This window comes from Chlorogloeopsis fritschii PCC 6912 (assembly GCF_000317285.1).
In the GTDB taxonomy this organism is placed as follows: Bacteria; Cyanobacteriota; Cyanobacteriia; order Cyanobacteriales; family Nostocaceae; genus Chlorogloeopsis; species Chlorogloeopsis fritschii.
In genome coordinates this window covers 20,331-46,631 of sequence record NZ_AJLN01000123.1, presented here as the reverse complement: position 1 = coordinate 46,631, position 26,301 = coordinate 20,331, and the positions used below count along the sequence as shown (strand labels likewise).

Here is a 26,301-nt window from a genome sequence, read left to right as displayed (position 1 = left end):
AAATGACAAAGGACAAAAAGCCGAAGCTCAACAGCTTGTAAATTAGAAGGAATGATTTCTATAGAATCAATGCAGTTTTTAGGTGCAACTAACTTTTCTTTACCTCTTTTGGCAACGACAGCCGAAACAGCTGATAGTTCGCTGGTAGTGGCAGCGGTACTACTGAGTTTAGTAGTAATTTATTTAGCTAGCAAACTTGGAGGAGAGCTATCAAACCGCTTTGGTTTGCCACCTGTATTAGGTGAACTGGTGGGTGGTGTAGTTGTTGGTGTATCTTTCTTACATTTGTTAGTGTTTCCCGAAGCAGGGGCAGATAGTTCTGGTTCTGTAATTATTTCTTTTTTGGAAACCACTGCCGGTTTAAGCCCTGACGCTGCCGATGCCGTTTTTGCAGCCCAGTCGGAGGTAATTTCCGTTTTGGCAGAACTGGGTGTAATCATTCTGCTGTTTGAAATTGGTTTAGAGTCGAACTTAAAAGATTTGATGGCGGTGGGTATCCAAGCCACCATTGTGGCAGTAGTAGGGGTGGTTGTACCCTTTACTGCTGGCACAGCAGGATTAATGATTTTGTTTGGTATCCCAGCAGTGCCGGCAATTTTTGCTGGAGCGGCGCTAACTGCCACAAGTATTGGTATCACTTCTAAGGTGCTATCAGAACTGGGGCGTTTAAATTCTAAAGAAGGGCAGATTATTCTTGGTGCTGCCGTTATTGACGATGTATTGGGAATTATCGTCCTAGCAGTAGTAGCAAGCTTGGCTAAAGATGGTGCAGTAGATGTAGGCAAAGTTGTTTATTTGATTGTTAGCGCTAGTGCCTTTCTTGTGGGTGCGATCGCATTGGGTAATCTTTTCAATAAAAGCTTTGTCGCGATCGTTAATCAATTGAAAACACGAGGCGAACTGATAATACCAGCATTCATTTTCGCCTTCATGATGGCATATATTGCCTCAGTCATTCAGCTAGAAGCGATTTTGGGAGCTTTTGCAGCAGGTTTGGTTCTGGAAGAAACAGATAAGCGCAAAGAACTACAAAAGCAAATCATTCCCATTGCTGATATGCTAGTGCCGATTTTCTTCGTTACTGTTGGAGCCAAAACTGACTTGGGTGTTTTAAATCCAGCAATTCCCAGCAACCGAGAAGGTTTAATTATGGCTACTTTCCTCATCGGAGTCGCAATCCTTGGTAAAGTTGTTACAGGCTTCAGCGTGTTTGGTCAACCCGAAATTAATCGTTTGGCAATTGGTGTGGGAATGATTCCGCGGGGTGAAGTAGGATTGGTGTTTCTTGGTATAGGATCAAACATAGGCATTCTCTCTAAACCACTGGAGGCAGCCATTATCATGATGGTTATCCTCACGACATTTTTAGCCCCTCCCTGGTTGCGATTTGTATTTCCTGAACCAACGACTGCGCTTGCAGACTCCGACCAACTAGTCTTAAATAGTTCCTCTCAATCTGCTTTGGCCATAGAATCACCTGGTGCGAAAATGTCAACATCAGATGATGGTAAAACTTCAGAACCTAACCCCAGTTCTTCGGAGGGCAAATAAATAAAATTCCTAAGTACAGACGCAGCTAACAGCGTCTGTGCTGAAACTACTGAAACTCTTGAGAATCTTTCGATAGCCTTCGGAAACTTCTATCCTTCGTACTCCGTCGCCTGTAATTGTAGCTTTTGAGGAGATTTTCTTAATTACTACCAAATATTACTAATGTTATTTGTTACCATTTCTAATTTATTTCCTCAGCTCTTCTTTTGCGGTTTTTCAAGCGCTTAAAAATTAGCGTTTACAAGTCTTACCTCATTAGTTAACAAATGCTCAATTTAATCCCTTATTGAATCTCAAAATCACAGTCAAGCAAATCAAATAATGATTTGGTAAATTCAGTTTATTTTGATGGATTTGACTGCTATTGTTAATTTTGATTGTCTCTTTGTTGGTGTAATCTAATGCTCACTGCAAACCAAATTTCCATACATTTGTGGCAAAGTGAGCGGTAGAATTAATGCTAAAATTGCACGCCATTAGCTTTAACTTTAATATGGTTGCAAAATTAACTATACGACAACGGAAGTTATCAACAATGTCTGCTACAAAACTAGCTAACTTACTCATTAAAGCGAAAAGTAGGATGGTGACTACCTGAGGATTTACCAACACTTGTTATAGATTAACTGCTCCCGTGAATGCGACTCAGGAGAAAGCACTGTGAAAATACACTGGTTGATACCTGGTACTGTCTTAAGTATCTCCCTGTTATCGTCGCCTGCTAATGCAGCGAACCTACAATCTTGGCGTTTTGATGCCGAACGAAATCAGTTAGAAATTAACACTGATGGGGCTGTTCAACCGACTGCACAACTGATTTTTAATCCGACGCGCTTGGTAATTGATTTGCCAGGCATCAAGTTTGGACGTCCACAGCTTGTTCAGAGTGTTGGTGGCGCGATTCGCGCTGTGCGGATTGGACAGTTTGACCCTCAGATTACGCGGGTTGTGATTGAACTGACTCCCGGTTACACCCTTGACCCCAAACAAGTAAAATTTGAGGGCATAACCGCCAGTCGTTGGCGAGTACAATTACCAAAGCCAGAACGTGAGCCAGTTACGGCTGCACCAACCAGAAATCTTTACAGTGTAGTAACTACGGAATCTCCCAACCCATCTGGCGGAAGGGAAACGACTGCCAAAACACTCGAAGCTGCAACTCAAATTGAGAACTTCCTAGCCACGGGAGATGGGTTTTTTATCCGTACTAGTGGTGGTGGCAAACCGGAAGTTAAAGTCAAACGCAGCGATGATCGCACCAATATTTACCTGGATATCTCTGATGCGGCTTTGTCCCCAAATCTAGCGCGCCGCGATCTGCCAATTAATCGGTATGGTGTCAGTGATGTCCAACTCACGCAGTTGGATACTTCAAAGCCCACTGTTCGCCTGACAATGCGGGTGAACAAGAATAGTCCTGACTGGCGGGTAATATCCACTGGTAGTAATGGCTTGGTAGTATTGCCTCGTGGCGGAGTTAGCAGGTTGCGTGTTGAGCGCACCTCCCGCGTCCCAACACAAGAAGAACAATCAAACTCTAATCCAACCCCTTCCCGTTCTTTGGAAACAGATTCGCTAGCTACAATTGAATCTGTGGAGTTGACTGGCAACGGTACACAACTACTAATTAAAGGCGATCGCTCTTTATCTGCTAGTAGTGGCTGGGATAGATCCTCGCTCATGTACCGCATTACTGTTAATAATGCTCGCCTCGCTTCTTCAGTCAAAGGCCCTTCCTTAAATGACAGTAGTCCACTGCTGCGAATCCGCCTGCGCCAGCAAAACCCCAATACTGTCGCTATCTTTATTCAGCCTGCAGCAGGAGTGCAAATCAGGCAACTCAACCGATTGAACAGCCCACTTTTGGCTTTAGAATTACGACGCTCATCGGGACGAATTCTTCCTCCGATTGGACGCACACCTAGTCGGGTTACACCTCCGGTTGCTTTACCTCCCCTACCACAACCAAATCCACGACCGTTATCAGAAGGTCAAATTACACAAAAACCCCGCCCTGCTGCACCCACACGTCGCGCTGTCAATGGGCGAGTAGTAGTCCTGATCGATCCGGGACATGGCGGTAAAGACTCTGGTGCGATCGGGATTGGAGGAACGCGAGAAAAGGATGTCATCCTACCAATTAGTAAAAAGCTGGCGCAAATCCTACAACAAAATGGCGTGCAAGTTGTACTCACACGGAGTTCTGACTATTTCGTCACCTTACCGGGAAGAGTCGCGATGGCAGAGCGCGCCAATGCTGATGTCTTTGTCAGTATTCACGCCAATTCAGTAGGTTTAAGTCGTCCGGATGTGAATGGCTTGGAGACGTATTATTACGATACAGGTAATAGGCTAGCTCGCATTGTCCACAATAGCATTCTTAAAAGTGTTAATGTCAGAGACCGCGGTGTACGCAAAGCCAGGTTTTATGTCCTCCGGAAAAGTTCTATGCCTTCTATCCTTGTGGAGACCGGCTACTTAACTGGTCGGGAGGATATTGTCAAGCTGCGAGCTAGGTGGTACCAAAATCAAATGGCAGAAGCGATCGCTCGTGGCATTCTCCAATATCTCAAACAAAGATGATTCATCACGTACCATAAATTTCAGTGTTTATGCCGAAGCAACGCTACTTTTCTAGCAATTAAATATTGGTATTTACATTTCTTGCCTTGATGTTGATACACGTACTTCCAAAAATTACGCAACATAAACCATTTCTTGCCACCTTAAATATTGTTGACGGAATTGACTGTTGTTGTTAATTTTGGTTATCTCCAGGAGTTAAAATCTGTACAAATTAACCATAATGTGCATATAAAGCTTGGTTGTTTCAGCCACTTTCGTACAACCCCGATCAACTTGCATATTTGTTGTATTAGTTGCCGGAAATAGCAAACAAAGGCTGAGATACCCAAGCCGCGTGTAGTACTTATGTAAAATGCGTAAGTCTTAATTACTTTGTGAGTGTAAATTGCTGCTCATAGCGGATCAATTTTTTCTGTCATCACGGCAGCGAAAGATTAGATTGTCATGCTAGAATTTGACGCCATTAGCTGTAACTTTAATTAATTATTACTTTCAAGCTTGAATAAAGCATAAATCGATGTATACGGCATCAAAGCTAAGGTTTCAGTGGTAACGGTGTGAGGAATTGTCAACGCTTTGACCAACTAACGATTCTCATAAATGTGAATCAGGAGAAAACATTGTGAAATTACACTGGTTGATACCTGGTACTGTCTTAAGTATCTCCCTGTTATCGTCGCCTGCTAATGCAGCGAACCTACAATCTTGGCGTTTTGATGCCGAACGAAATCAGTTAGAAATTAACACTGATGGGGCTGTTCAACCGACTGCACAACTGATTTTTAATCCGACGCGCTTGGTAATTGATTTGCCAGGCATCAAGTTTGGACGTCCGCAGCTTGTTCAGAGTGTTGGTGGTGCGATTCGCGCTGTGCGGATCGGACAATTTGACCCTCAAATTACGCGGGTTGTGATTGAACTGACTCCCGGTTACACCCTTGACCCCAAACAAGTAAAATTTGAGGGGACAACTGCCAATCGTTGGCGAGTACAATTACCAAAGCCAGAACTTGAGCCAGTTGGGCAGGTACAATTACCAAAGCCAGAACTTGAGCCAGTTGCTGCTGCACCCACCAGAAATATTTACAGTGTGGTAACCGCAGACGCTTCAAACACCACTGTAAATAAAGGAATAGTTGCTAGTGCCATTACTGGAGCAACACAAATAGAAAACTTGCGGATCACAGGAGATGGATTTTTCGTTCGCACCAGTGGTGTTATCCCTAAAGTCCAAGTAAATCGCAACCCAGACAATAGCAATATTAATATTGATATCCCCGGTGCAACTTTATCACCACGTCTGACTCAGCGGGATGTAAGTGTCAATCGCTATGGTGTTAACAATATTCAATTCACGGAATTGGAAACAACACCACCAACAGTCCGCATGACAATGCAACTGAACAAAAATAGTCCCGATTGGCGAGCAAGTACAAGCGCTATTGGCGGTTTAATAGTTTTACCAAATACTAACCCGCTTAGATTGTCCAGGGAGAATAGCTCTCGAACCACACCGACTACTAATCCAGTTAGATTGTCTAGGGATAATAGCTCTCGTCCCACCTCAGATAGTAACCCAATTCCCACAGCAACCACTGAGATGACAACAATTGAGGGTGTGGAATTGAGTGCTACTGGCAGACAATTGATTATTAAAGGCGATCGCAATATCTCAGCTAACGGTGGTTGGGATCGAACCTCTGGTCTTTTTCGCATCATCATTCCCAATGCTAAATTGGCTACACCAGTGAAAGGCCCGACTATGGACGCTAACAGTCCTGTTCTGCGAGTACGCTTGCAACAAAAAGATGATCGTACTGTTTATGTCTACGTACAACCCGCAGCAGGAGTACAAATTGGGGAGGTTAACCAAGTTGGCGATCGCTTTGTCGCCCTTGATTTACAACGCAATCGGGCTGTAACACCCCCTACCGCTTTCCCACCCCTACCACAACCAAATCCCCAACCACTCTCAGGAAATAATCCAGACAATCCTGATGCAGTCGCCCAGCCACAACCGCCTCGCCCAGCACCCAGAGGGCGAGTAGTAGTAGTAGTCGATCCTGGGCATGGCGGCAAAGACTCCGGCGCACCTGGATTGGGTGGTTTGCTGGAAAAAGATGTTGTTTTGCCGATCAGTAAAAGAATAGCAGCTGTTTTAGAGCAAAACGGCATTCAAACTGTCTTGACGCGGAATTCTGACTTTTTCGTAGAACTTCAAGGACGAGTAGATATAGCAGAGCGTGCTAATGCAACTTTGTTTGTCAGCATTCATGGAAACGCCATCGATAACCGCCCTGATGTCAATGGACTTGAAGTTTATTATTACGACAGCGGCTACCGTCTAGCTGAAGTAGTTCGCACTACCATTCTCCAAAATATCCCTACTCTCAAAGACCGAGGAACGCGAAAAGCCAGATTTTACGTCCTCAGGAAAAGTTCTATGCCTTCAATCTTAGTGGAAACAGGTTATATGACTGGTCGAGAGGATAATCCTCGACTAGGCAACCCAGAATATCAAAATCGCATGGCAGAAGCAATAGCACATGGTATTATTAAATACTTACAACAAAGGTAAAAGTTTAGTAAAAATTACTAAATGAAGGAGACGGGGAGTAGTTGGTAGGGGCGGGTTTAGAAGATAATTTATCGGTTTGAACCGAAAGTTAATTAACAAAACCCGCCCGTACAGTAGTTGGTTGTTTACCAATAATCACTATCCACTAACCCATATCCCTACAAAATCCTGTATCTTAAATCAAAACTCTCAAATTAAAAGCTACCTGTGATTCCATCCTCTATATTTGAAGGCAATTTATACGATTTTTCCCAAGAACCTCAACGTGCCCCAATTGGCATTTTTGATAGTGGTGTGGGTGGGTTGACAGTATTACGACAAATGTATCGGCAACTCCCAAATGAATCAATTATTTACTTTGGAGATACAGCCAGACTTCCCTATGGAATTCGTTCCCAAGCGGAAATTACACAGTTTGTTCGTGAAATCCTAAGCTGGATGCAACAGCAACAGGTAAAAATGGTCATTATGGCGTGCAACACTAGTTCTGCTCTCGCCCTCGAAACAATACGCCACGAATTTAACATCCCAATTCTCGGATTGATCCTACCAGGAGCAAGAGCAGCAGTGGAGCAAGGAAAGCGTATTGGTGTCATTGCTACTCCAGCAACAGCTAAAAGCAATGCCTACAAGCGTGCTATTCTCGAAATAGATTCTGAAGTCCAAGTTTGGCAAGTCGGCTGTCCGGAATTTGTGCCGTTAATTGAGCAAAACCGCATTCACGATCCTTACACTACTGAGGTAGCACGTTCCTACCTAGAACCTTTACTAGAGCAACAAATAGACACTTTAGTCTATGGCTGCACTCATTATCCCCACCTAGCTCCAGTGTTGCGATCGCTTCTCCCCACTTCTGTCACATTAGTCGATCCAGCTGTTCATGTGGTGGTTGCGTGTAGCCAAGAATTAGACTTACTTGGCTTAAGAAATACTCACCCGCCTTTGCCCACCCGCTTCTTTGTTAGCGGCTGTCCGCAACAGTTTGCTCAGTCTTCAGCACAGTGGCTCGGCTGTACTCCTATGGTTGAGGTAGCCTGTTTCTCTGATGCTGCAATTTCTAGTAATTAGTCACTAGTCTAAGTTTATGTCAAGAGTTCCCAGTTATCAAACTAGGAACTCTTGACTATTGACTATTATCTAGCGTACACTACTGACTTCAGTTACCTTTGGTGGTACTGCAGCTTCCTGGGTATAACTTTCTGTACTAGGCAAAGTAACACTGCCAGAAGCATTTTTTTGTCCCGTTCGCCTTGCTAATGCTAGCAATAGATAGATTGTCAATAAGTATCCAGAAGCCAAAATAAAGATCATCATAGGCATCTTCCCGCAAATCATTTTTGTCCAGTGCCTCTGTCAAAAGAATATAAATTGAATAAAATTAGCAAGAACTAGCAACAAAGCCACAAAAAAAGTAGTGGCTTTGTTGCTTTGAATTTACATACCAAGGTAGCGGTAGAATTTTAGTTTTCTCCGCTCAACACATCATGTTTACTATGATTTTTTGCAGACTACGTCTACCACAGCAGTTAGATAACGTTAAAGAAATCTTCTTGCTGCTTTAGCAGTCTACTTAGTCTGCTTGAATGAAGGCGTACTTTTTGGGCAGGAGCAACACTGACGCGCTCTGAACGCTGAAGATGTGTAATTACCTTGCTTCCTCTAAGGGAAACCCGTAGCTCCTAACCACAAAGATTACAAACCGCAGAATCAACCAATAAAACAATTTTCTTGGCTTGACCTGCGACTATTTATTTAGGATCACAAACCAGATAAGCAAAAACACTTAGCGTTTTTTTATTTATCTAGAGGTGAATACCGAAAAATTTAAAATCCCTCAATTTTAGGGTAACACAACAACCCTGATTTTTCAGGTGACTTTTCTAGGAAATTAAAAAACTTCTGAAGAAATACGTACAGATTCTCCAAATTTTAATTTACTGACAAAAATTTTATGTGTAATCAATGACAGGTAAAGAATGATGGGTATTTGTGGAGTTGTTGGTAGTTTTACTTATGAGTTTTCTAAATAATTAATTTTTTGTTAAAAGAGTGCTACTATCAGCCACAAAAACAGTACCTACGTAATTATACTAGTATAAAAAATGAGAAAATTGCGACCAGTGTTGAGATATATTCTCAAATTTTGATGAAAGTTCTTTGAATTCTCCCAAGCTTAACACCTTAGGATCTAGTTTTTTGATTAATACCGACTGCTAAGGCAAGTTCACTACTGTTTTTACTGCCTTAGTAAATCTAACTTTAGATATAGAATGCGGTGATTGTGTTTTGCCTGATGGCGATCGCTACGGTTAAAACAGAAGTATTGCTTGACGAAAATTTTGCACTGGCACAGGGTTATCTTAGAATAATTATAGGATATGTAAACTTTCGTAACTTAAGCCATAGTCCGCCCATCCATGACCCCAGCTACCTCCCTCTTTTACCCAGTGGAAGCAGACCTGCAAATACTAGCAGATAACCTAAAACAGCTAGTTGGGAATCGTCACCCCATCCTCTATGCAGCAGCCGAACACCTATTCGGAGCTGGGGGAAAACGCATTAGGCCAGCAATTGTCCTTTTAATTTCAAGGGCAACCATGCTGGATAAAGACATTACACCCCGTCATCGCCGTTTAGCCGAAATTACGGAATTGATTCACACCGCAAGCTTAGTACACGACGATGTCATTGACGAATCGGCAATGCGGCGTGGGGTAGCCACAGTTAATAGTTTATTTAATAACAAAGTTGCTGTACTAGCAGGTGATTTTTTCTTTGCTCAAGCTTCTTGGTACTTAGCCAATTTGGATAATTTGGAAGTCGTAAAGTTACTGTCAGAAGTGATTATGGATTATGCTGTTGGTGAAACACAGCAGGCACTCAATCACTTTCATACAAGTATTTCAATCGAGACTTACCTCAAGAAGAGTTACTACAAGAGCGCTTCGATTATTGCTAACAGTTCCAAAGCTACTGGTGTTCTCAGCGAAGTTTCACCAGAAATAGCCGAACATTTGTACAATTATGGACGCCATCTTGGTTTAGCGTTTCAGATTGTTGATGACATCTTAGATTTCACTAGTTCGACAGATACTTTGGGTAAACCAGCAGGTTCCGATCTCAAAAGCGGGAATTTGACAGCGCCAGTATTATTTGCGCTAGAAGAAAAGCCTTACCTAGAAGTACTGATTGAGCGAGAATTTAATCAACAAGGCGATTTAGAACAAGCCATGGCGTTGATTCATGATAGCCAGGGTATCCAACGGGCACGAGATTTAGCCGCTCATCATGCTAAGTTGGCAGTCGAGCATATTACGGTACTCCCACCTTCAGAATCACGTCAAGCATTGATTAACATGGCTGACTATGTGCTGAGTCGGCTTTATTAGGGTTTAGGGATTAGAGACTAGGGATAAAATTTATACTATTAATTAGTAATTAGTCCCTAAACTCTATTTAATCAAGCGATATCGGGAGGAACTTGAGTCCGGCTGCGGTTTTGGTTCAGTACTTGTTTTAATAGATTTTGCAAGTCAGCGCGCCTGATTTCTATTTCGTTTGTGTTGTTGTCAGATGTGCTACTACTACGGTTAACGTCAGTATTTAAAAACACTATACTATCTACGGGTTCTAACGCAAGTAATTGAAACAAAATATGGGTGACAGGCATAGGGGTAGCCATTACCTGAGGGTCAAGCCCAGCACCATAAGAAGCGGGAATATCCTGTAAGGTAGAAAAAGCATAAACGACCCGCTTTTGTTGTTGTGGATTTCCACGGTTGCTCAGGGTAGTTACAACCCACTCTCGATCCAGGTTTTGGAGAATATAGTAGTTAGAGTGGCCTAGCTTTTGAGCAAACGCACTGAGAGCGGGGGCAATGGCCGCAACCAGTTTTGGTGTTCTACCATCTTTTGGTGCATTTTCAATCAACAGTTGAATTTGTGCTTCTAAATCCATAATTACCTGTAACGGCTTTTCGGTATTGGCTATAACTTCAATGGCTGTACAAACAATCAAACAATAATTGAGAATAATAAATTCAGCCACATCCTTAGGTTAGGATTACTTGCGTTTAGCTTACACGCAAAGCTCCTAACTCCGTACCCCTAGCCATACAGGTTGTAAATGCTTATGTTAGGGACACTTTAAACACGAAATGATGAAATCAGCCGCAACCACAACTATTCAGGGAGAATTTTCTATTGGCGTGGAGGCGATATTTCCATTCCTATTTCAAGAACTTCAGCAGTCAACCAAAGCTTCTCAACAGAACTGTCGCGCAGTAGCGATGCGGATTGCTGCCGAAGTTTACCGAATTTGTCATGAAAGTAAACGCATTCAAGCTTCCGGCTCTGTAGAGAACTCGGCAATGGCTCTAGCGAAACACCGCCTGCAACAGTGTTTGAGGTACTATCAGCTGGGTTCAAATCGTGGCAGGGTAGAACTACACAGTACTTTAAGTGCAATTATTTATCGCTACATCAATCCACCACAAAGACAATTGAGCTATCAGGGGCGACTGACAGTTATTGAAGATTTTCTACAAAGTTTTTATCTAGAGGCATTAAACGCTTTTCGGCGAGAGAATCAACTAGAGGCGAGCTATCGTCCTCAGACGCTGCTGGAACTAGCAGAGTACATGGCATTTACCGAGCGCTATGGCAAGCGACGGATTCCCCTGCCAGGGCGTCAGCAGCAATTAATTATCCTCCGAGCGCAAACGTTCTCACAACAGCAACCCCCAGAAACTTGTGTAGACATAGAGCAAGCCGCAGAAGGTAGTGGTAGTGAAGCCGATGGTTCTTGGGAAGATCCGGCAGTGCAGCAATTACGAACTGCAATGGCAACACAACCCGAACCAGAAGCTCAAGAAGAAACATTGCGATCGGTTGTAATTACAGAGTTAATGAATTATCTGGAGGAACGGCAGCAGAATGATTGCGCTGATTATTTTGCTCTTCGACTCCAAGATTTATCAGCCCAGGAAATTGAGACTATCTTGGGTTTAACTCCCCGTCAAAGAGACTATTTACAACAGCGCTTTAAATATCATTTAATTCGATTTGCCTTATTGCATCGTTGGGAGTTGGTTCATGAGTGGTTGGAAGCAGATTTGCACACCAACTTGGGTTTAACTCCTCAACAATGGCAGGTATACACTGAACAACTTGACGAAAAGCAGCGGTGTTTATTAGAACTGAAGCAACAGGGACAACCTGACGAAAGAATCGCCAAAACTTTAGGATTGTCAATGGCACAACTTCAGAAACGCTGGTTTAAAATTCTTGAACAAGCTTGGGAAATTCGTAACTCCCTAGTATCCGGATCGGGTGCTTCTACTCATGAATAGTGACTCAGAATCCTTACAACACTATTTTTTGTCTTGGTTATTGACAGATTCTGGCAACCCAAGAGATTTTAAAAGAATAGAACGTAAGGACACCCACGGAGCAGAAAACCTTCTCCAAGTAACTACTGCACTTGCAAGCAGTTATCGAGAGGCGGAAACGAAGCTCCAGACCTTTCAATTGGGAGAAATTCCTACTGTGCAAGAACGTTTTCAAGCTGTTCTCAAACGTCGGCTCCAATGCCAAACTGAGAGCCAACCACCTTTATTTCCTTGGGAAACACAAATAACGGACTATCCGGAGTATTTAGACGAGCCAGCTGTTGTATTAGTTCCTACTTGGGGGTGGGCAGTACAACAGTCTAATCTCGATCTGCCAATACTTTTACCCGATAGTATTTTCCGGCAATTGCTTGATAAATGTCAAGCATTGATAACATCTTCGTCGCTGTTAGGGCCAAAATTAATTCAGGCTGTAGAAAACTTTTTCCCTAACGAATTCCAAACGTTGAACAATCTAGCTGGAGTGGTGTTAACAGGTGCCACTCGTAGCAAAAAACTAAAGTTACCGCCTTTGGAAGGTGACTATGCAGACTTGCAGCTACGCCAACAGATGTTGTTGTCTTTGTTGGCAGCAAAACAACTGCTTGAGAGTCTAACTCTCTATGTTTCCAGCACTGAACCTTTAACAAGACAATGGCTAACTAGTTTAGGTGTTTTGAACTTGAGGGTAGAATACCAGCTTCAAGGGCAAGTAGGTAAACTATGGATTCAAGGTGATTTACCCTCCAAAGGTTCAATAAAAATTCAGGGAAATGGCTCGCAAATCAAAGCAGAGAGTTCAACTCCGGGTTGCTTGAGTGTCGAACTAGGTGGCGTGCAGCTCAACCAGACGTACACTCTGACAATAGAGTTGAAAGAAATAGATCAACAGCCATTGTCGTTTGCGATTATTCCCACCTCATAGCCTAAAAGTGCGATCGCTAGCACTAAAATGACATCCTGGTTCTGAAACCGAGTCAATTTTAAAAAAATAGTTATTAGGGCGTCTACAGACAGCTGCAATGAAAAAGCAACTTTTGATGCGAGGGAGTACGGTGTATCTCACTCGCATTGTGCTAGTACTGTATCAGTAGTGTTGACACCTTAGTTGTGCTCAATATCACCATCAGTTGCTTTTTAATCACAATGTTTAACTTTTCCAGGATGAGTTCGCTTTGGCGTCTACCTTTGGGTAATAAATGGCGGCAAACAATGCTGCAGTCGTCTTTAGCAGAAGTTGAAGATTCCATCACCTTCAGGGTGCTGGTGCTAGCGTTAGTAATTGTGGGTGTTGTGGCGACGGATATTGCCGCCGAGACTAAATTTAGTTTGTGGGCATTACCCTTGAGTTTAGTCGGTGGAATTTGGAGCTATTACCGTCGCCGCGATCGCAATATTTCAGTTAAATTCTGCATTGCCATTGGTATGTTACTGGCACTAGGTGCTTTTTTGGGGCGATTGGTGGGAGAATCAAATGATACGCGAGTGGCTTTGGCAGAACTATTAATTCAATTGCAAGTGCTGCACTGCTTTGATATGCCCCGTCGCAAAGACTTGGGTTATTCAATTGTAATTGGGTTAATTTTACTAGGGGTGGCAGCTACGCTCAGTCAAACATTAGCGTTTGCTCCTATACTGCTAATATTTTTAGCGATCGCCCTACCTACTTTAGTGCTAGATTATCGTTCCCGGCTCGGTATAGAGAATTTCAAGATTGAGCGCGAACAGTTCCCACAGAGGAATTCCTCCATATTTGGGAATTCCTCTTTTAATTTGAGATTTTTAATTTTGAATTTTTTGATTGTTGTTGGACTAGGTTTAGCAATATTTGCCGTTTTACCCCGCTTTCCTGGTTATCAGTTGCGGATGTTTCCAGTCAGTTCTTCTATTAACGTCAAAGGTAATTTTACAGGACGTAGCATTATCAATCCTGGTTATGTGCGCCAAGGTAAACAGAATCAAGGCTCTGGTGGTAGTGGAACAGAACAGGGCAATGGCGGTGGCAAACCGGGACAAGTAGATGATAGTTTTTATTACGGTTTTAATAGCCAGATGAATCAAAACCTGCGGGGTGAGATGAAACCCAAGGTAGTCATGCGGGTGCGATCGCAAACAGAAGGTTTTTGGCGAGTACTGGCATTCGATCGTTACACAGGCAAGGGATGGGAAATTTCGCGCAACGAGCAAGTCAGACGCATCAAGCGATCGCCTTGGACTTATCAAATTTTTCTCAACCTATTAATCGGTGCTGGTAAAACAAAAGAAATAGTGCAAACTTATACGGTGGTGTCAGATTTGCCTAACTTGATTCCAGCAATGGCATCTCCCAAGGAAATTTACTTTCCAACACCGATGATTGCAGTAGATCCAGAAGACGGGTTGCGAGCGCCCGTAGGATTATCAGAAGGCATGACTTACACTGTGATTTCACAAGTGCCGTACCGCGATCGGACTTTGTTAGGAAAAGCTTCGACTAAATACCCACAAAGTTTTAAAGATTACTATTTACAAATACCCTCCGAAATCGCCGACAAAGTACGCAAACGTACAGAAGAAATATTAGCCAACTACAATCAACAAAAGGTAAGTCAGTCAAATAAATCACTTGATTCTACCTATGAAAAAGTTCTTTATTTGGCTCAGTACTTGAAGCAAAACTATCAAATACCAGACAATCCCTTAGACTTAGCTTATTTGGCAGAAAACGAAGACTTAGTAGAAGCTTTTTTATTTAAGCACAAAGGTGGTTATCCAGATCATTTTTCTACAGTGCTGACGGTGATGCTACGTTCTATTGGTATTCCCGCCAGGTTGGTAGCCGGGTTTGCATCTGGAGAGTTTAACCCGTTTACCGGAATGTACGTCGTTCGCAACACCGATGCCTATGCAATGACAGAAGTGTATTTTCCTAAATACGGTTGGTTTGCTTTCGATCCTATTCCCAATCATCCTTTGATTCCTCCGTCTATAGAAGAAATTCAGACTTTTAGTGTCTTGCGCCAATTTTGGAATTGGGTTGCTGGGTGGTTACCTTCTCCCGTGACAGGATTACTTAACAATGTATTTGGGACACTTTTCACTTGGATAAGCAAAGTTTGTTCTTGGTTTGTATCGCTGTTCTTCAAAGGTTGGCTAGGAATTTTCACTGGTTTAATCTTGGCGACAATCATATCTTTTTTAGGTTGGCTAGCTTGGAGTCAATGGCGAGAATGGTTCCGCCACCTTAGCTTGAGGAAATTACCGCCAATGGAAAGCCTTTATCAACAAATGCTGTTATGGGCAGATAAAAAAGGTTTGAGCAAGCATCCTGCACAAACACCCTTAGAGTATGCCAAAGTTTCATATCAACATCATTCGGTTGCAACGGCTGAGGTAATAGATGAAATATGCCAAGCCTACGTTAGCTGGCGTTATGGTGGTTACACCCCTGATTTACATAGGCTGCGCCAACAATGGCAACAAATCAGCTCTCGCACCGAAAAGCAAATCAGGCTTAAGTCTAATCGAGATTAAATTTATCAACAAAGAACTCAGAACTCATATTGTCAGAACTTAGCATGACTGTGAACGCTTCTTTGGAGTAATGGATTTAGTACCCCACGCTCAATCTATGATTTCAACGGTTGACAATTAGTGGTGCTTGTGAATTCTCCACTAATTGTATTCTGAGTGCTGTATTCTGAGTTCTTCTTCAAGTTCAAGACATTATTTTCTCTTTTAATATGACCACAGCCTAAGCATTTTTGTGAAGTGATTATAGATGTTCCAAATGTCTATTATTAATTTATTTGTATTGAACTTATTAGGAAATTAATTGAAAAGTTTCAGTTAAAGGATTGAATCAGGAAAGTTTTTTGGTTAGCTGGAATGGTCTTAATTTACCTGTATCTTGAGTAAGATTTTTAGTTGACTTATGTGAGAAACAGCTAAAAAAAGCATTTCTTATTTAAAAACAAAAGCTAAGGTGAAATTAGACGTTGTAAGTGCAATTTTTTGAGGATAACATGGAAATTAGTTATTTATAAGCTTCTCACACCGCATTTGGTGTCAGTTTTTTATGGACATTCAGTTAATCAACATCGGTTTCGGCAACATTGTTTCTGCTAACCGAGTAGTTGCCATTGTCAGTCCAGAGTCTGCCCCGATTAAGCGGATTATTACGGATGCACGAGATCGAGGCCAACTTATTGACGCAACTTACGGTCGCCGTACCAGGGCTGTAATTATTACTGATTCCAGCCATGTGATTCTTTCGGCGATTCAGCCGGAAACAGTAGCGAATCGCTTTGTAATTTCCCGCGATCATCACGTGGTAGATAATTAAATAAGGTGGGTTAAAAACTTACCTCTATTGGTACGGTATCAGCAGTAACATGTGAATTAGACAAGTTTTTGTCACTCATGCTACAAAAACCATTAGTCAACAGTCTCTTGCCAACTCCAATAGGCTAATGACCAATGAATAGTTTTATTGATTAATTCACAGGTTAAGCGGATGATGCAAGTTTTATCCTCTAAGAGTGGTGCTAATACCAAAGAATGCCCTTCTCCTGGCAAGTTAATTGTCTTGACAGGGCCAAGTGGTGTCGGCAAAGGAACTTTATTGCGATCGCTTCTGCAGCGTCATCCAGAACTGTATTATTCTGTATCCGCTACCACCCGTTCTCCCCGACCGGGAGAAGTAGACGGCAAGGATTATTACTTTATTAGCCGCAGCAAATTTGAACAATTAGTAGCGGCTGGTAAATTTTTGGAATGGGCAGAATTTGCTGGTAACTATTACGGTACTCCCAGCGAACCAGTTATCGACCAAATTTGTTCTGGCAAATTGGTTGTTTTGGAAATTGAGCTAGAGGGTGCGCGACAAATTCGCCGTTCCTTTCCTAGCGCTCTTAGTATATTTATTCTGCCGCCGTCCTTCAATGAATTGGAGAAACGGATACGCAGTCGGGGACAGGATTCACAAGAAGCGATCGCCCGTCGTTTACAACGTGCTCAAGAAGAAATTAATGCTGCCAATGAATTTGATATTCAAATCGTTAATGACGATTTTGAAACCGCTCTCAATTCTATAGAAGCAGTTTTGTTTGGTTAGTGTTTACTTCTAAAGAATCACCTGATTCTTGTTATTAAAAAATCAAAAAGGACACAAAGAAAAAGCAATGCCTGATCTCTGTGTCCTTTGGTTTTTGTTAGTAGTTAGTAGGTAGTAGTTAGTAGAGGTGGGTTTAGAAGATAAGTTATCGGTTTGAACAGAAAGTTAATCAACAAAACCCGCCCGTACAGTAGTTGGTTATTTACCACTAACCACTATCCACTATCCACTAACAAATCACAAATCACAAATCATTAAATTAACCAAACAGACCTTGAATAAGTGCCAAATTGGTAGTTAAAAAGTAGGCTGTCACAGCACCACCAATACCACCAATTAAGAAAGCACTGGCAAAACCATTCCAGCCTTCGTTAGATTGGAAAGCTTCGGGAGGGTTCGGTATAGTTACACTATTAACTGGCTTGGGAGGATTGCTATTAGCATAAAGAGATAATGCACCAGTCAAAATCACAATTAAGCCCAAAGTTGCAAGTAAGCCAGCTAAGTTAGCATTAACTGTGTTCCGCAGGGGGCCTAATTTTGCAAAAGGCCCAAAAATCCAGTAACCATGAGCCATGCCTATTTCTAGACCCCGTCTAAAGGTAGTGATACCAGGGCGATAGGCAGGTAAGTTACCAATAAACCACTTCACCAAGGCAGAAGAGTTAATTGGTGTTTCTAGGTTGCCAACTTGTGGATCGCGGTATGCAGGAAAAACAACTTCCCGGTTTCTAGGATCGCTAGGAGAATTTTTTGATGCATCAACTGCTTGCGCCATATTTGATTTTCGCCTCTAAATAATATGGTGGCAATATTTTATATTAATAATCATCTTAGTTTGAGATGTTATTTGAACATTAAGTTTAGAAAAATTAATTTAGTTATTTATAGTTAGTTTTCAGGATGTGAAAAGATTATGCTGTTTCCAGCATTACAAAGCTAAAAATGTTTTTACTGCCTATAGTGGAGTAATCTATACTAAACTAACTCAATAACTTGAACTATTACTGTTATATAACCATATGGTTAGTAGTTAGTAGTTGGTAGTTAGTAGGGGCGGGTTTTGTTGATTAACTTTCTGTTTAAACCGATAACTTATCTTCTAAACCCGCCCGTACAGTAGTTGTTTGTTTACCACTAACCACTAACCACTAACCACTAACCACTCATCATTCATCTCAGCTATTAAAAACCGTCAACAATTTATGGTAACGGGTGGAAAAGTAGATCGGGGAAAAAGCGGTTAAATTCAATTAAAATTCCTGCTGTGATGAACAGCCAGATTGTGGTGATTACTGGTGCTGTACTCAAAAACTTGAGGAAAGGGCTTTGGTTATTCATGAATTCATCTCCAAACTAAGTGAATAAGTACAGCTGAATTAACGTGGCGAAACAGGAATTTCTTCATCCTTAGCTGTTAATTCGCCAGAAAGCAACTCTTTGATTGCTGCTGCTGGCCAAGCAAAACCAGATAACATGATTGGCAATGCCAAGGGAACTTCGATTTGGATTTCTTTTTGCTCGACATCGCCTCCTTGTTTCTTGATTGTTTGTAGATAGGCACGACCTACCCAACCAATCCAACCAGCAATATACAAAAAGAGGATACTGGGGATCAAAAAGTCACCAGCACGATCTAGACGGCCATCAACAATCAAGTGAGGTAAACCTTCAGGCCCGCATAGAGCCTGAGAATAACGCTCAAATCGCTTTTGACCAGATTGTGGGTCGGCTGTAGTATTGCGAGCAACCTGTGCCCGCTGTTGAAAGGCAGGAGATTCACTACAAGGAACGAGATCTGCTCCTAGTGCTTTAGCAGATGGAGCAAAGTTGAACCAAAGAAAAATCGCTAAAATCAAAGCAAACAAGCGTCGCATGGAATTGTTTCCTTTTATGACGAAACAAATATATTATTTGTACAAAACGAAGCGGCTTGTACAATTTTGATTTGCAGAACTATTAAGTCATTATAGTTTCATAAAATCAAGGTAAACTTTGAAATTACCTTTATTTTATGTTTATGGGATTTATACCCAATGGCTGAACCATGACAACCCTTCTTAAACTGCAGTGAGAGAGAATTGTATCCATTTCTAACTCACTTTTTAAGCAGCATTGTTGCTTTTAAAGACTAATAGAAAGGCAGAGTTTCCATTTGGTCTTTTTGTGAGTTTGTGGAGTGAAATCCACAATTAAAACAGGATCAACTAGGCTTTTGACAGGAGTTAATCTGACTAATTTGCCTGTATTTCCTGTTATTTTGACGGGTTTTGAGTCTAAGGCAATCATACTCTTGCCTGTGAACCGAGTAAAGTTGAAGTAAATAAAAGTTAAAGTTTCTCAAACTAGTCTTTATTAGGCGTAACTGTGTAATGGCAACCGTTTTAGCAATCGAAACCAGTTGTGATGAAACTGCTGTAGCAATTGTTAACAATCGTCTACTGAGAAGCAGTATTATTGCCTCCCAGATTCCTGTCCATAGTCGGTATGGCGGGGTAGTACCGGAAGTGGCTTCGAGGCAGCATTTAGAAACAATTAATGAAGCGATCGCTCAAGCTATGGAACAAGCCCAACTCGATTGGGGGGAAATTGATGGCATCGCTGCCACCTGTGCGCCTGGGCTGGTAGGGGCATTGCTGGTTGGCTTAACTGCGGCTAAAACTCTGGCAATGTTACATAATAAGCCATTTTTAGGCGTCCATCACTTAGAAGGGCATATTTACGCGACTTATCTGAGCGAGCCGACGCTAGAGCCTCCTTTTCTGAGTTTGCTTGTTTCCGGTGGGCACACAAGCTTGATTTACGTTAATGATTGTGGCGATTACAAAACTCTGGGTGAAACCCGTGATGACGCTGCTGGTGAAGCCTTTGATAAAGTAGCGCGTCTGTTGCAATTGGGGTATCCAGGCGGGCCTATTATCGATCGTTTAGCACAACAGGGAAATCCCCAGGCATTTAGCTTGCCGGAGGGGAAAGTTTCCTTACCAAGTGGTGGGTATCATCCCTATGATGCAAGTTTTAGTGGTTTAAAGACAGCTGTATTGCGGTTAGTACAGCAGTTGGAAAAACAGCAGCAACCTGTACCAGTAAAAGACGTGGCAGCTAGTTTTCAGGATACGGTAGCCCGATCGCTCACCAAACGAGCGATCGCCTGTGCCCTCAACCACGGTTTGGATACTATTGCTGTGGGTGGTGGTGTAGCAGCCAACAGTGGTTTAAGACAACACTTGCAAACAGCAGCAGCAGCCCATAATTTGCGCGTATTATTTCCCCCTTTAAAATTTTGTACTGACAACGCCGCGATGATTGGGTGTGCCGCAGCCGATCATCTCAATCGAGGACACACATCCCCCCTAACACTCAGCGTGCAATCCCGACTGGGGCTGACAGATGTCATGCAGTTGTATCATTGACAATTAAGAACTCAGTAGTCAGAATATCAATTCATTCTGTGTTCATTTTAGGTATAAATACTTTCTCCTCCTCTGTTTGTCGAGGGACACTTTCCTCCTCCGGAAGCCGCTTCGCATCTACAACGGAGGGAACCTCCTTACGAAAGTGTCCTCCCCTTGTCCCCTTGTCCCCTCCTCTTCCACTCTCCTCCTCTGTTTGAGTGTGCGGGGTAACTATGGAGGAAATGTGAGCAGCTACCACATCCGGTTGCTCTAACATTGCTAAATGTCCGCAATTAGGAATTTCAATGACATTGTCACCGCAGTATTGAAATAACTGATGAAAACTAGCTAAGTGACGAACATACTTTGGCTCCATCACTTTGTCTTCTGTACCGGCTAGAAAGTAAACTGGCTGCTTAAGTTGGGATACAAGCTGAGGTAAACGGTTGATTTCTTCCTCGGTTGTGAAGTCTAGCAGTGTTCCTAAAGCTGCTTCTGGGTTGGCTACGACAAAATCGATTACCCGTTGGCGTGCCCAATGACGTTCCAAAGGACGCGCCACGCTTGCCCTGCAAAATAGCAAATCAATCAAAGGTACTTGCTTGAGCCAGCGAGGACGGAGCTGCAAGAATCTTTGACCGACTGAGCGAAATTGTTCAAAAGCTTCTTTGAGATAAATACCACCACCTGCGTTGATACAGATCACCCCCCGGACGCGATCCGGATTTTGAGCAGCTTCCCAAAGGGCGATCGTCCCCCCCAAGGAGTGACCAACGAGCCAAGCACTAGTAATATTTAACTGTTCTAATAAAATTGTTAAATCTCGTGCATAAGCAGCCGGGGTATAAAGAGAATCAAAGGGATTAACAAAATCACTGCCTTCATTAGAACTCAAATAAAAAGAAGTTTCTTCATGAAGAAAGTTTGTTTTTCCGTTAGGTTGAGACTCGCCAAAACCCCTTAAATCATAAGATAAACACTGAAAAGTTGCCGATAGACGAGAAATTACGGGTTGCCAGTATCCACGGCTGTTGAGCCAACCATGAACAAATACTAGAGTATCAGGGCAGGAGGTGGGAGCCGTGAGTTCGTATGCGTGGGGAACGCCCAAGATTTCGATGGTAGCCATGCTTCTATCGTACCTTTAAGGGCGGGTGCGATTGAATAAAGTCAGTGGTAGTTATCAATCCAAACAGCAGTGACTATTAACTCATTTGCCTAACAACCTTTGCCGTACCCCTTCAGCAATTTTGTGACCTAGATATTCTGGAATCAGACTTTCATTTGGCCCTAACAAATAAAGTATCAAGCGTGTACGACCGCGCCAAACTAGCAAATTGGCATTTACGACCAAAAGGTCTTCCTGCCAAATGGCATACATCACTTTGTAGAATAGTCCCGGTTGGTTGTCAGCTTCAATGACTAAAGCCGGAAGATGAAAAACCGGATCGACGTAGAATTCAGTTTGTACTTGCTCTAGACCAGTATCAAGATTGAATTCTACCGCTAGCATCTCTTCTACTTCAAACCGCCCTGCCAATGCTTCTCGAATCGCACGGCAGACGTTTTCTGAGGTTTTATCGCTTAGAACTTTGCTGCCACGAGATACCAGCAGTTTGATAAATACTAGCATTGGCGGTCTGATCTGACCGTATAAACTCAAACTATGAATTGTTAGCCCGTAAGCCGCCAGCACACCAAAAATATCGCTGAGGAGAAACGACTGATTGCGGTAAGCAAAATGTAAGGCACTTTTACTACCTTCTTGTTTCAACTCAATCACGGCACGTCTGGTTTTATAGAGGCGGTAGGCTAACCGCAAATTTTGCAGTTGAATCTCACTGCTGACAAATTGTTCGTAAAACTGAGGAAAAGCGCGGTTAAAGCGCTTTAGGAGTTCTAGTGTCGAAGATTTTAAACCAGAAGCCATTGTTGGGTGTAAGCCTTGCTCGCTGTCATCAAATCTAAAGCGTTCATAGGTGTTATGTACAACTTTGTAATGTACAATTTCGTGTTGGATTGTTGTCCCTTTGGTTAATTTCTCCTAGCATTTACTACAAAATGCTAAAGTTGAAAATGATTGGTGTGAAATCAGCGCTTTCTGAAACGGATACCATTGCAAGTTCCAACAGCACCTAAAAGATAGAAGTGTTATGGAGCAAAAATGGGTAGTTCAGTAAAACGTTAATTAACACTCTCTCATTAGAAACCAATTCAGTTATACTACCCGAACCACGCTGGCATGGGTTTTTGGAAAACTTGGTTTAGTACTTCTGAACCGTTCACGACAACAAAAACAACTCATTTTGAAGAGCATACAGTAGAAGCTGCGGGCAACTCTGGTGCCACTAGTGTTAGCGGAACTCCTCCACAGGAGGCTCGCATTGTTTTTAGCACAGAACGAGATATTGATTTATACGAACTTGAAGAACTTTGTGATGCAGTCGGTTGGTCGCGTCGTCCTTTAAGAAAAGTAAAAAAAGCTATTGAGCATAGTTTTCTCGTGGCCTCAATGTGGCAAGTGCGAGGAAATCAAAGACGGCTCATTGGTTTTGCTCGTGCTACTTCAGATCATGCATTTAACGCCACTATCTGGGATGTGGTAGTTCATCCAGACTTTCAAGGCAAAGGACTGGGTAAAGCGCTGATGAAATACGTACTCAAAAAACTTAGGGGTGAAGAAATTAGCAACGTCACTCTGTTTGCCGATCCCCATGTTGTAGACTTCTACCGAAGTTTGGGTTTCATGTCCGATCCAGAAGGCATTAAAGGAATGTTCTGGTATCCTCAATAACTTCCTACAAAACTGCAGCCACTGGTGTCATCATGTTCAATTATGCTGGCAGAGATTTTGAAGTGCGATTTTTTTAGCACAGGCTTTACATAGTAGTTGACAGACAACCAACTTACTTATACTCTTTTAAAGAGTGCATAAACGTGCTGTGCGCTTTTTGAGGTACTTGGCTGCAAATGCCAAATCTGTAGTAGAATAGTGAAACCGGGATGTAGCGCAGCTTGGTAGCGCGCCTGCTTTGGGAGCAGGATGCCGCAGGTTCAAATCCTGTCATCCCGACTTAAACAAAAATTTTTTTTAAACTCTAGAGCTAACAATTATCCCTAGAGTTTTTCATTATTTAAGCAAAAAATAAATAAAACTTGACTATATTTTAATCTATGAGCAGATAAAAATATAAGTATTTGATAATACTTAAAATTATAAATATTTTTACTTAAAGAAATTTAGCTTTTTTGAAAAAATCCAACTAGATTAATAAAAATACAAATTAAATTTCTGTGGCTTTGATAATCTAACGTCAGATTTAACACTTGCCTTGATTGCGATGGGTGGAACTATTGACTATGCTGTAGAGTCAACGATGCTAAGTAAAAGCAATAAAATGGCATTTGTCGTCTCCAAGAGCGGGAAATTTTTCTTAGCCTGGGAGCAAAATATAGCAAGCATCTATCTACAGTATCTTGGAGTCAATCTCAAGGTGAATTGACAAACTAAAGCACGATCGGCTAGCGATCGGGATATCATAACTGAAACTAGTTGGTTCTGTGCCAATTTTATTGTTCGTGTGACTTGATTGAAGTATTGATGCTAGGAGAAGTCATGAATTCATTGGTACGCTGGGGTACAACATTAGGTTTAGTGGGGAGTACTCTGCTGTCAACTTTTTTGAGCGCAAGTGCTCCAGTACTAGCATTATCAGAGCAAAAAATAAAGCAAATACTGGATCAAGTACCAGTATTTTTAATCACTAATCCTCAAGGCTTGCCACTCAGTCGTCCCCTAGAAGAACAAAATACCCAGAAGGGTAGTTCGGTGACAGGTGTGTATATGAGCCAGCAGGAAGCTCAAGCTTTTGTCAACCAGCTGCGGAATGCTCAAGAAAAAGACCCAAAGAAAGCAGAAATGCTTAAAAGTCTACAAGTAACCGCAGTGCCGCTGGGAGTAATTTATCAGCAATTGCAAAAAACTAAAAATCAGCCAAATCGCCTACTCTTTGCTTTCAAACCCGTAGATCGGGAGATTCAGGGAGCAATGGAATTATTGCGGCAAAGCGGTCAAGACATCAAACAGTTTAGAAGCGTACCTATTTTTCTTGTCAGATTTGCACCAGATAAGGGGTATGTCCCGATTGAATTGGGTGCTGATAAGAAGGAATACATTCCTCTGTTTACAAGCAAGCAAGACGCAGATAATCTATTGAAGCAGGTGAAGCCCAAGTTCCCCAAAGCTGATATCCAGGTAGTGGATGTAGATGGAATCATTAAAACCTTGCAGGAGAAAAACGATAAGTGGCTGGAACAGGTAATCTTTTTCCCATCTCCAGAGGCTAGGCAGTATATTCAATCACTTCCCAAAAATAGTGCTTCTAATCAAGCACCACCGGCTCAAAGGAAAAAATAACTAAACTCAGTTATCAGTAAACAGTAAACAGTTATCAAAATCAGAATTATGGATAGAAGAAAGCGAATTCATTTTCATGGTTTAAATTCCCTAAACTTTAGTTAGGGGAGATGAACTGATAACTGATAACTGATAACTGACAACTGATAACTGTTAACGTATGACACAAAAACAGCCAAAGGATACTTCTGGTTTGCAGCTTTGGCAGTGGCGCACAAAAGCGATCGCTGCCTCGATCGCTGCTGATGTGCCACCTGCTGAGGTAGATTGGCTGTTACAAGAGGTTGCTGGTTTAGACCGTTTGGCACTTCGTTTAGAGTTATTTAAAGACTGGCCGCAAATTCAGCTGCAGCTATCTTTAGAAGAATTAGAAGCGCTGTGGCAAAAACGCCTAGATCAGCGTCTACCAGTACAATACATTACCAGAGTTACACCTTGGCGACAGTTCAAAGTTGTAGTGTCTCCTGCGGTTTTGATTCCCAGACCAGAAACTGAGTGTTTAATTGATTTAGCAGTTGCCGCCGTTGGCAAAAGCCAGAAAAATTTACGCTTAGAACAAGGACATTGGGCAGATTTAGGAACCGGCAGTGGAGCGATCGCCCTTGGGCTTGCAGATGCCTTTAGGGAAGCAACAATCCACGCTGTTGACTGCTCTGAAGCAGCACTTTTGATTGCTCAACAAAACGCTCAAAATTACGGTTTTGGCGATCGCATACATTTTTATCGCGGTTCGTGGTGGGAACCACTCGAATCATTCAAAGGACAGTTCAGTGGTATGGTGTCAAACCCACCTTATATTCCCACCAAAATCGTATCTGAGTTGCAACCAGAAGTGATGAATCATGAGCCACAACTGGCATTAGATGGAGGCGCTGATGGCTTGGCTTGTATTCGTCATTTAATAGAAACTTCTTCTGCCTACTTATGTCCAGGTGGGGTGTGGTTAATAGAGATGATGGCAGGGCAGGCAGATGCAGTGCGAGAAATGTTGCAAGCCCAAGGTAGCTATGACAATATTGAAATTCACACCGATTTAGCTGGTATCGAACGCTTCGCTCTTGCCAAGAAATTATGAATGATGAATTACGTCTAATGTCAATTAGCCGAACTCACCTTGAGCCACACCAAAGAATAGATTGATTGCAAAATCCGATTTTTAGGTGATAACAACCACAGATAAATACAGATGCACACGGGAGTAGGGACTAGGGACTAGGAACTAGGGACTAGGAAAGAAGCACCAGGTGCAGGGGAGCAGAGGGGGAAAATTCTTCTCCTTGTCTCCTTGT

At 42.3% G+C, this 26,301-nt stretch carries 21 protein-coding genes and 1 tRNA gene; 15 read left to right on the top strand and 7 right to left on the bottom strand.

What is annotated here, in order from left to right:
• The first annotated feature begins 51 nt into the window (after positions 1 to 51).
• From UYC_RS0128700 to murI, 4 genes are all read left to right on the top strand, one after another.
• The gene (locus UYC_RS0128700) at positions 52 to 1,551 is read left to right on the top strand and encodes a cation:proton antiporter (protein ID WP_016879086.1); all 1,500 of its coding nucleotides are present in this window, start codon (positions 52 to 54) and stop codon (positions 1,549 to 1,551) included.
• A gap of 660 nt (positions 1,552 to 2,211) precedes the next feature.
• Positions 2,212 to 4,134 (top strand): N-acetylmuramoyl-L-alanine amidase, encoded by a 1,923-nt coding sequence (locus UYC_RS0128695; RefSeq protein WP_016879087.1) that lies wholly within the window; start codon positions 2,212 to 2,214, stop codon positions 4,132 to 4,134.
• Positions 4,135 to 4,759: 625 nt separating this feature from the next.
• Positions 4,760 to 6,715 (top strand): N-acetylmuramoyl-L-alanine amidase, encoded by a 1,956-nt coding sequence (locus tag UYC_RS0128690; protein WP_016879088.1) that lies wholly within the window; start codon positions 4,760 to 4,762, stop codon positions 6,713 to 6,715.
• 207 nt (positions 6,716 to 6,922) lie between these two features.
• Positions 6,923 to 7,783: a glutamate racemase gene (gene murI / locus UYC_RS0128685; protein WP_016879089.1), complete on the top strand. Its 861-nt coding sequence runs from the start codon at positions 6,923 to 6,925 to the stop codon at positions 7,781 to 7,783.
• Between the two features lie 69 nt (positions 7,784 to 7,852).
• Here murI and UYC_RS39130 read toward each other — a convergent pair whose 3' ends face one another.
• A complete protein-coding gene (locus tag UYC_RS39130; RefSeq protein ID WP_016879090.1) occupies positions 7,853 to 8,029 on the bottom strand; it encodes a hypothetical protein in 177 nt (58 codons plus the stop codon).
• A gap of 1,103 nt (positions 8,030 to 9,132) precedes the next feature.
• Between UYC_RS39130 and sds the strand changes: the two genes are divergently transcribed.
• The gene (sds, locus tag UYC_RS0128675; protein ID WP_016879091.1) at positions 9,133 to 10,104 is read left to right on the top strand and encodes a solanesyl diphosphate synthase; all 972 of its coding nucleotides are present in this window, start codon (positions 9,133 to 9,135) and stop codon (positions 10,102 to 10,104) included.
• A 71-nt stretch (positions 10,105 to 10,175) separates the two neighbouring features.
• On the opposite strand, the gene UYC_RS0128670 is transcribed toward sds, so the two are convergent.
• Complete coding sequence (locus tag UYC_RS0128670; protein ID WP_026087756.1) at positions 10,176 to 10,673, bottom strand: hypothetical protein; 498 nt, start codon at positions 10,671 to 10,673, stop codon at positions 10,176 to 10,178.
• Between the two features lie 202 nt (positions 10,674 to 10,875).
• Here UYC_RS0128670 and hetZ point away from each other — a divergent pair, with 202 nt between their 5' ends.
• From hetZ to gmk, 5 genes are all read left to right on the top strand, one after another.
• Positions 10,876 to 12,066: a heterocyst differentiation protein HetZ gene (gene hetZ, locus UYC_RS0128665; protein WP_016879093.1), complete on the top strand. Its 1,191-nt coding sequence runs from the start codon at positions 10,876 to 10,878 to the stop codon at positions 12,064 to 12,066.
• On the top strand, positions 12,059 to 13,030 hold the full coding sequence (locus tag UYC_RS0128660; protein WP_016879094.1) for a hypothetical protein: 972 nt from the start codon (positions 12,059 to 12,061) through the stop codon (positions 13,028 to 13,030). The genes hetZ and UYC_RS0128660 overlap by 8 nt, the downstream gene beginning before the upstream one ends.
• Before the next feature lie 239 nt (positions 13,031 to 13,269).
• Positions 13,270 to 15,618 (top strand): transglutaminase TgpA family protein, encoded by a 2,349-nt coding sequence (locus UYC_RS0128655; protein ID WP_016879095.1) that lies wholly within the window; start codon positions 13,270 to 13,272, stop codon positions 15,616 to 15,618.
• A gap of 544 nt (positions 15,619 to 16,162) precedes the next feature.
• Positions 16,163 to 16,429 carry an extracellular matrix/biofilm regulator RemA gene (remA, locus tag UYC_RS0128650; RefSeq protein ID WP_016879096.1) on the top strand — a complete coding sequence of 89 codons (267 nt, stop codon included), beginning with the start codon at positions 16,163 to 16,165 and terminating at the stop codon, positions 16,427 to 16,429.
• A gap of 171 nt (positions 16,430 to 16,600) precedes the next feature.
• On the top strand, positions 16,601 to 17,200 hold the full coding sequence (gene gmk, locus UYC_RS0128645; RefSeq protein WP_016879097.1) for a guanylate kinase: 600 nt from the start codon (positions 16,601 to 16,603) through the stop codon (positions 17,198 to 17,200).
• A 259-nt stretch (positions 17,201 to 17,459) separates the two neighbouring features.
• Here gmk and UYC_RS0128640 read toward each other — a convergent pair whose 3' ends face one another.
• From UYC_RS0128640 to UYC_RS0128635, 3 genes are all read right to left on the bottom strand, one after another.
• A complete protein-coding gene (locus UYC_RS0128640; protein WP_016879098.1) occupies positions 17,460 to 17,978 on the bottom strand; it encodes a photosystem I reaction center protein subunit XI in 519 nt (172 codons plus the stop codon).
• Positions 17,979 to 18,403: 425 nt separating this feature from the next.
• Positions 18,404 to 18,541: a photosystem I reaction center subunit IX gene (gene psaJ, locus UYC_RS35805; RefSeq protein WP_016879756.1), complete on the bottom strand. Its 138-nt coding sequence runs from the start codon at positions 18,539 to 18,541 to the stop codon at positions 18,404 to 18,406.
• A gap of 38 nt (positions 18,542 to 18,579) precedes the next feature.
• Positions 18,580 to 19,077, bottom strand: a complete 498-nt coding sequence (locus UYC_RS0128635) for a photosystem I reaction center subunit III (RefSeq protein WP_016879099.1) — start codon at positions 19,075 to 19,077, stop codon at positions 18,580 to 18,582.
• A 495-nt stretch (positions 19,078 to 19,572) separates the two neighbouring features.
• Between UYC_RS0128635 and tsaD the strand changes: the two genes are divergently transcribed.
• On the top strand, positions 19,573 to 20,613 hold the full coding sequence (tsaD, locus tag UYC_RS0128625; protein ID WP_016879100.1) for a tRNA (adenosine(37)-N6)-threonylcarbamoyltransferase complex transferase subunit TsaD: 1,041 nt from the start codon (positions 19,573 to 19,575) through the stop codon (positions 20,611 to 20,613).
• Between the two features lie 31 nt (positions 20,614 to 20,644).
• Here the strand turns inward: tsaD and UYC_RS0128620 are convergent, their stop codons facing one another.
• Positions 20,645 to 21,724: an alpha/beta fold hydrolase gene (locus UYC_RS0128620; RefSeq protein WP_016879101.1), complete on the bottom strand. Its 1,080-nt coding sequence runs from the start codon at positions 21,722 to 21,724 to the stop codon at positions 20,645 to 20,647.
• Positions 21,725 to 21,805: 81 nt separating this feature from the next.
• On the bottom strand, positions 21,806 to 22,525 hold the full coding sequence (locus UYC_RS0128615; RefSeq protein WP_016879102.1) for a hypothetical protein: 720 nt from the start codon (positions 22,523 to 22,525) through the stop codon (positions 21,806 to 21,808).
• Positions 22,526 to 22,837: 312 nt separating this feature from the next.
• On the opposite strand from UYC_RS0128615, the gene UYC_RS0128610 reads away from it, so the two are divergent.
• From UYC_RS0128610 to prmC, 4 genes are all read left to right on the top strand, one after another.
• Positions 22,838 to 23,389 (top strand): GNAT family N-acetyltransferase, encoded by a 552-nt coding sequence (locus UYC_RS0128610; protein ID WP_016879103.1) that lies wholly within the window; start codon positions 22,838 to 22,840, stop codon positions 23,387 to 23,389.
• Positions 23,390 to 23,594: 205 nt separating this feature from the next.
• Positions 23,595 to 23,668: transfer RNA gene (locus UYC_RS0128605), tRNA-Pro, on the top strand.
• Between the two features lie 543 nt (positions 23,669 to 24,211).
• Positions 24,212 to 25,012 (top strand): Tic22 family protein, encoded by an 801-nt coding sequence (locus tag UYC_RS0128595; protein WP_016879754.1) that lies wholly within the window; start codon positions 24,212 to 24,214, stop codon positions 25,010 to 25,012.
• 160 nt (positions 25,013 to 25,172) lie between these two features.
• Positions 25,173 to 26,087 carry a peptide chain release factor N(5)-glutamine methyltransferase gene (prmC, locus tag UYC_RS0128590; RefSeq protein ID WP_016879107.1) on the top strand — a complete coding sequence of 305 codons (915 nt, stop codon included), beginning with the start codon at positions 25,173 to 25,175 and terminating at the stop codon, positions 26,085 to 26,087.
• Positions 26,088 to 26,301 lie beyond the last annotated feature (214 nt).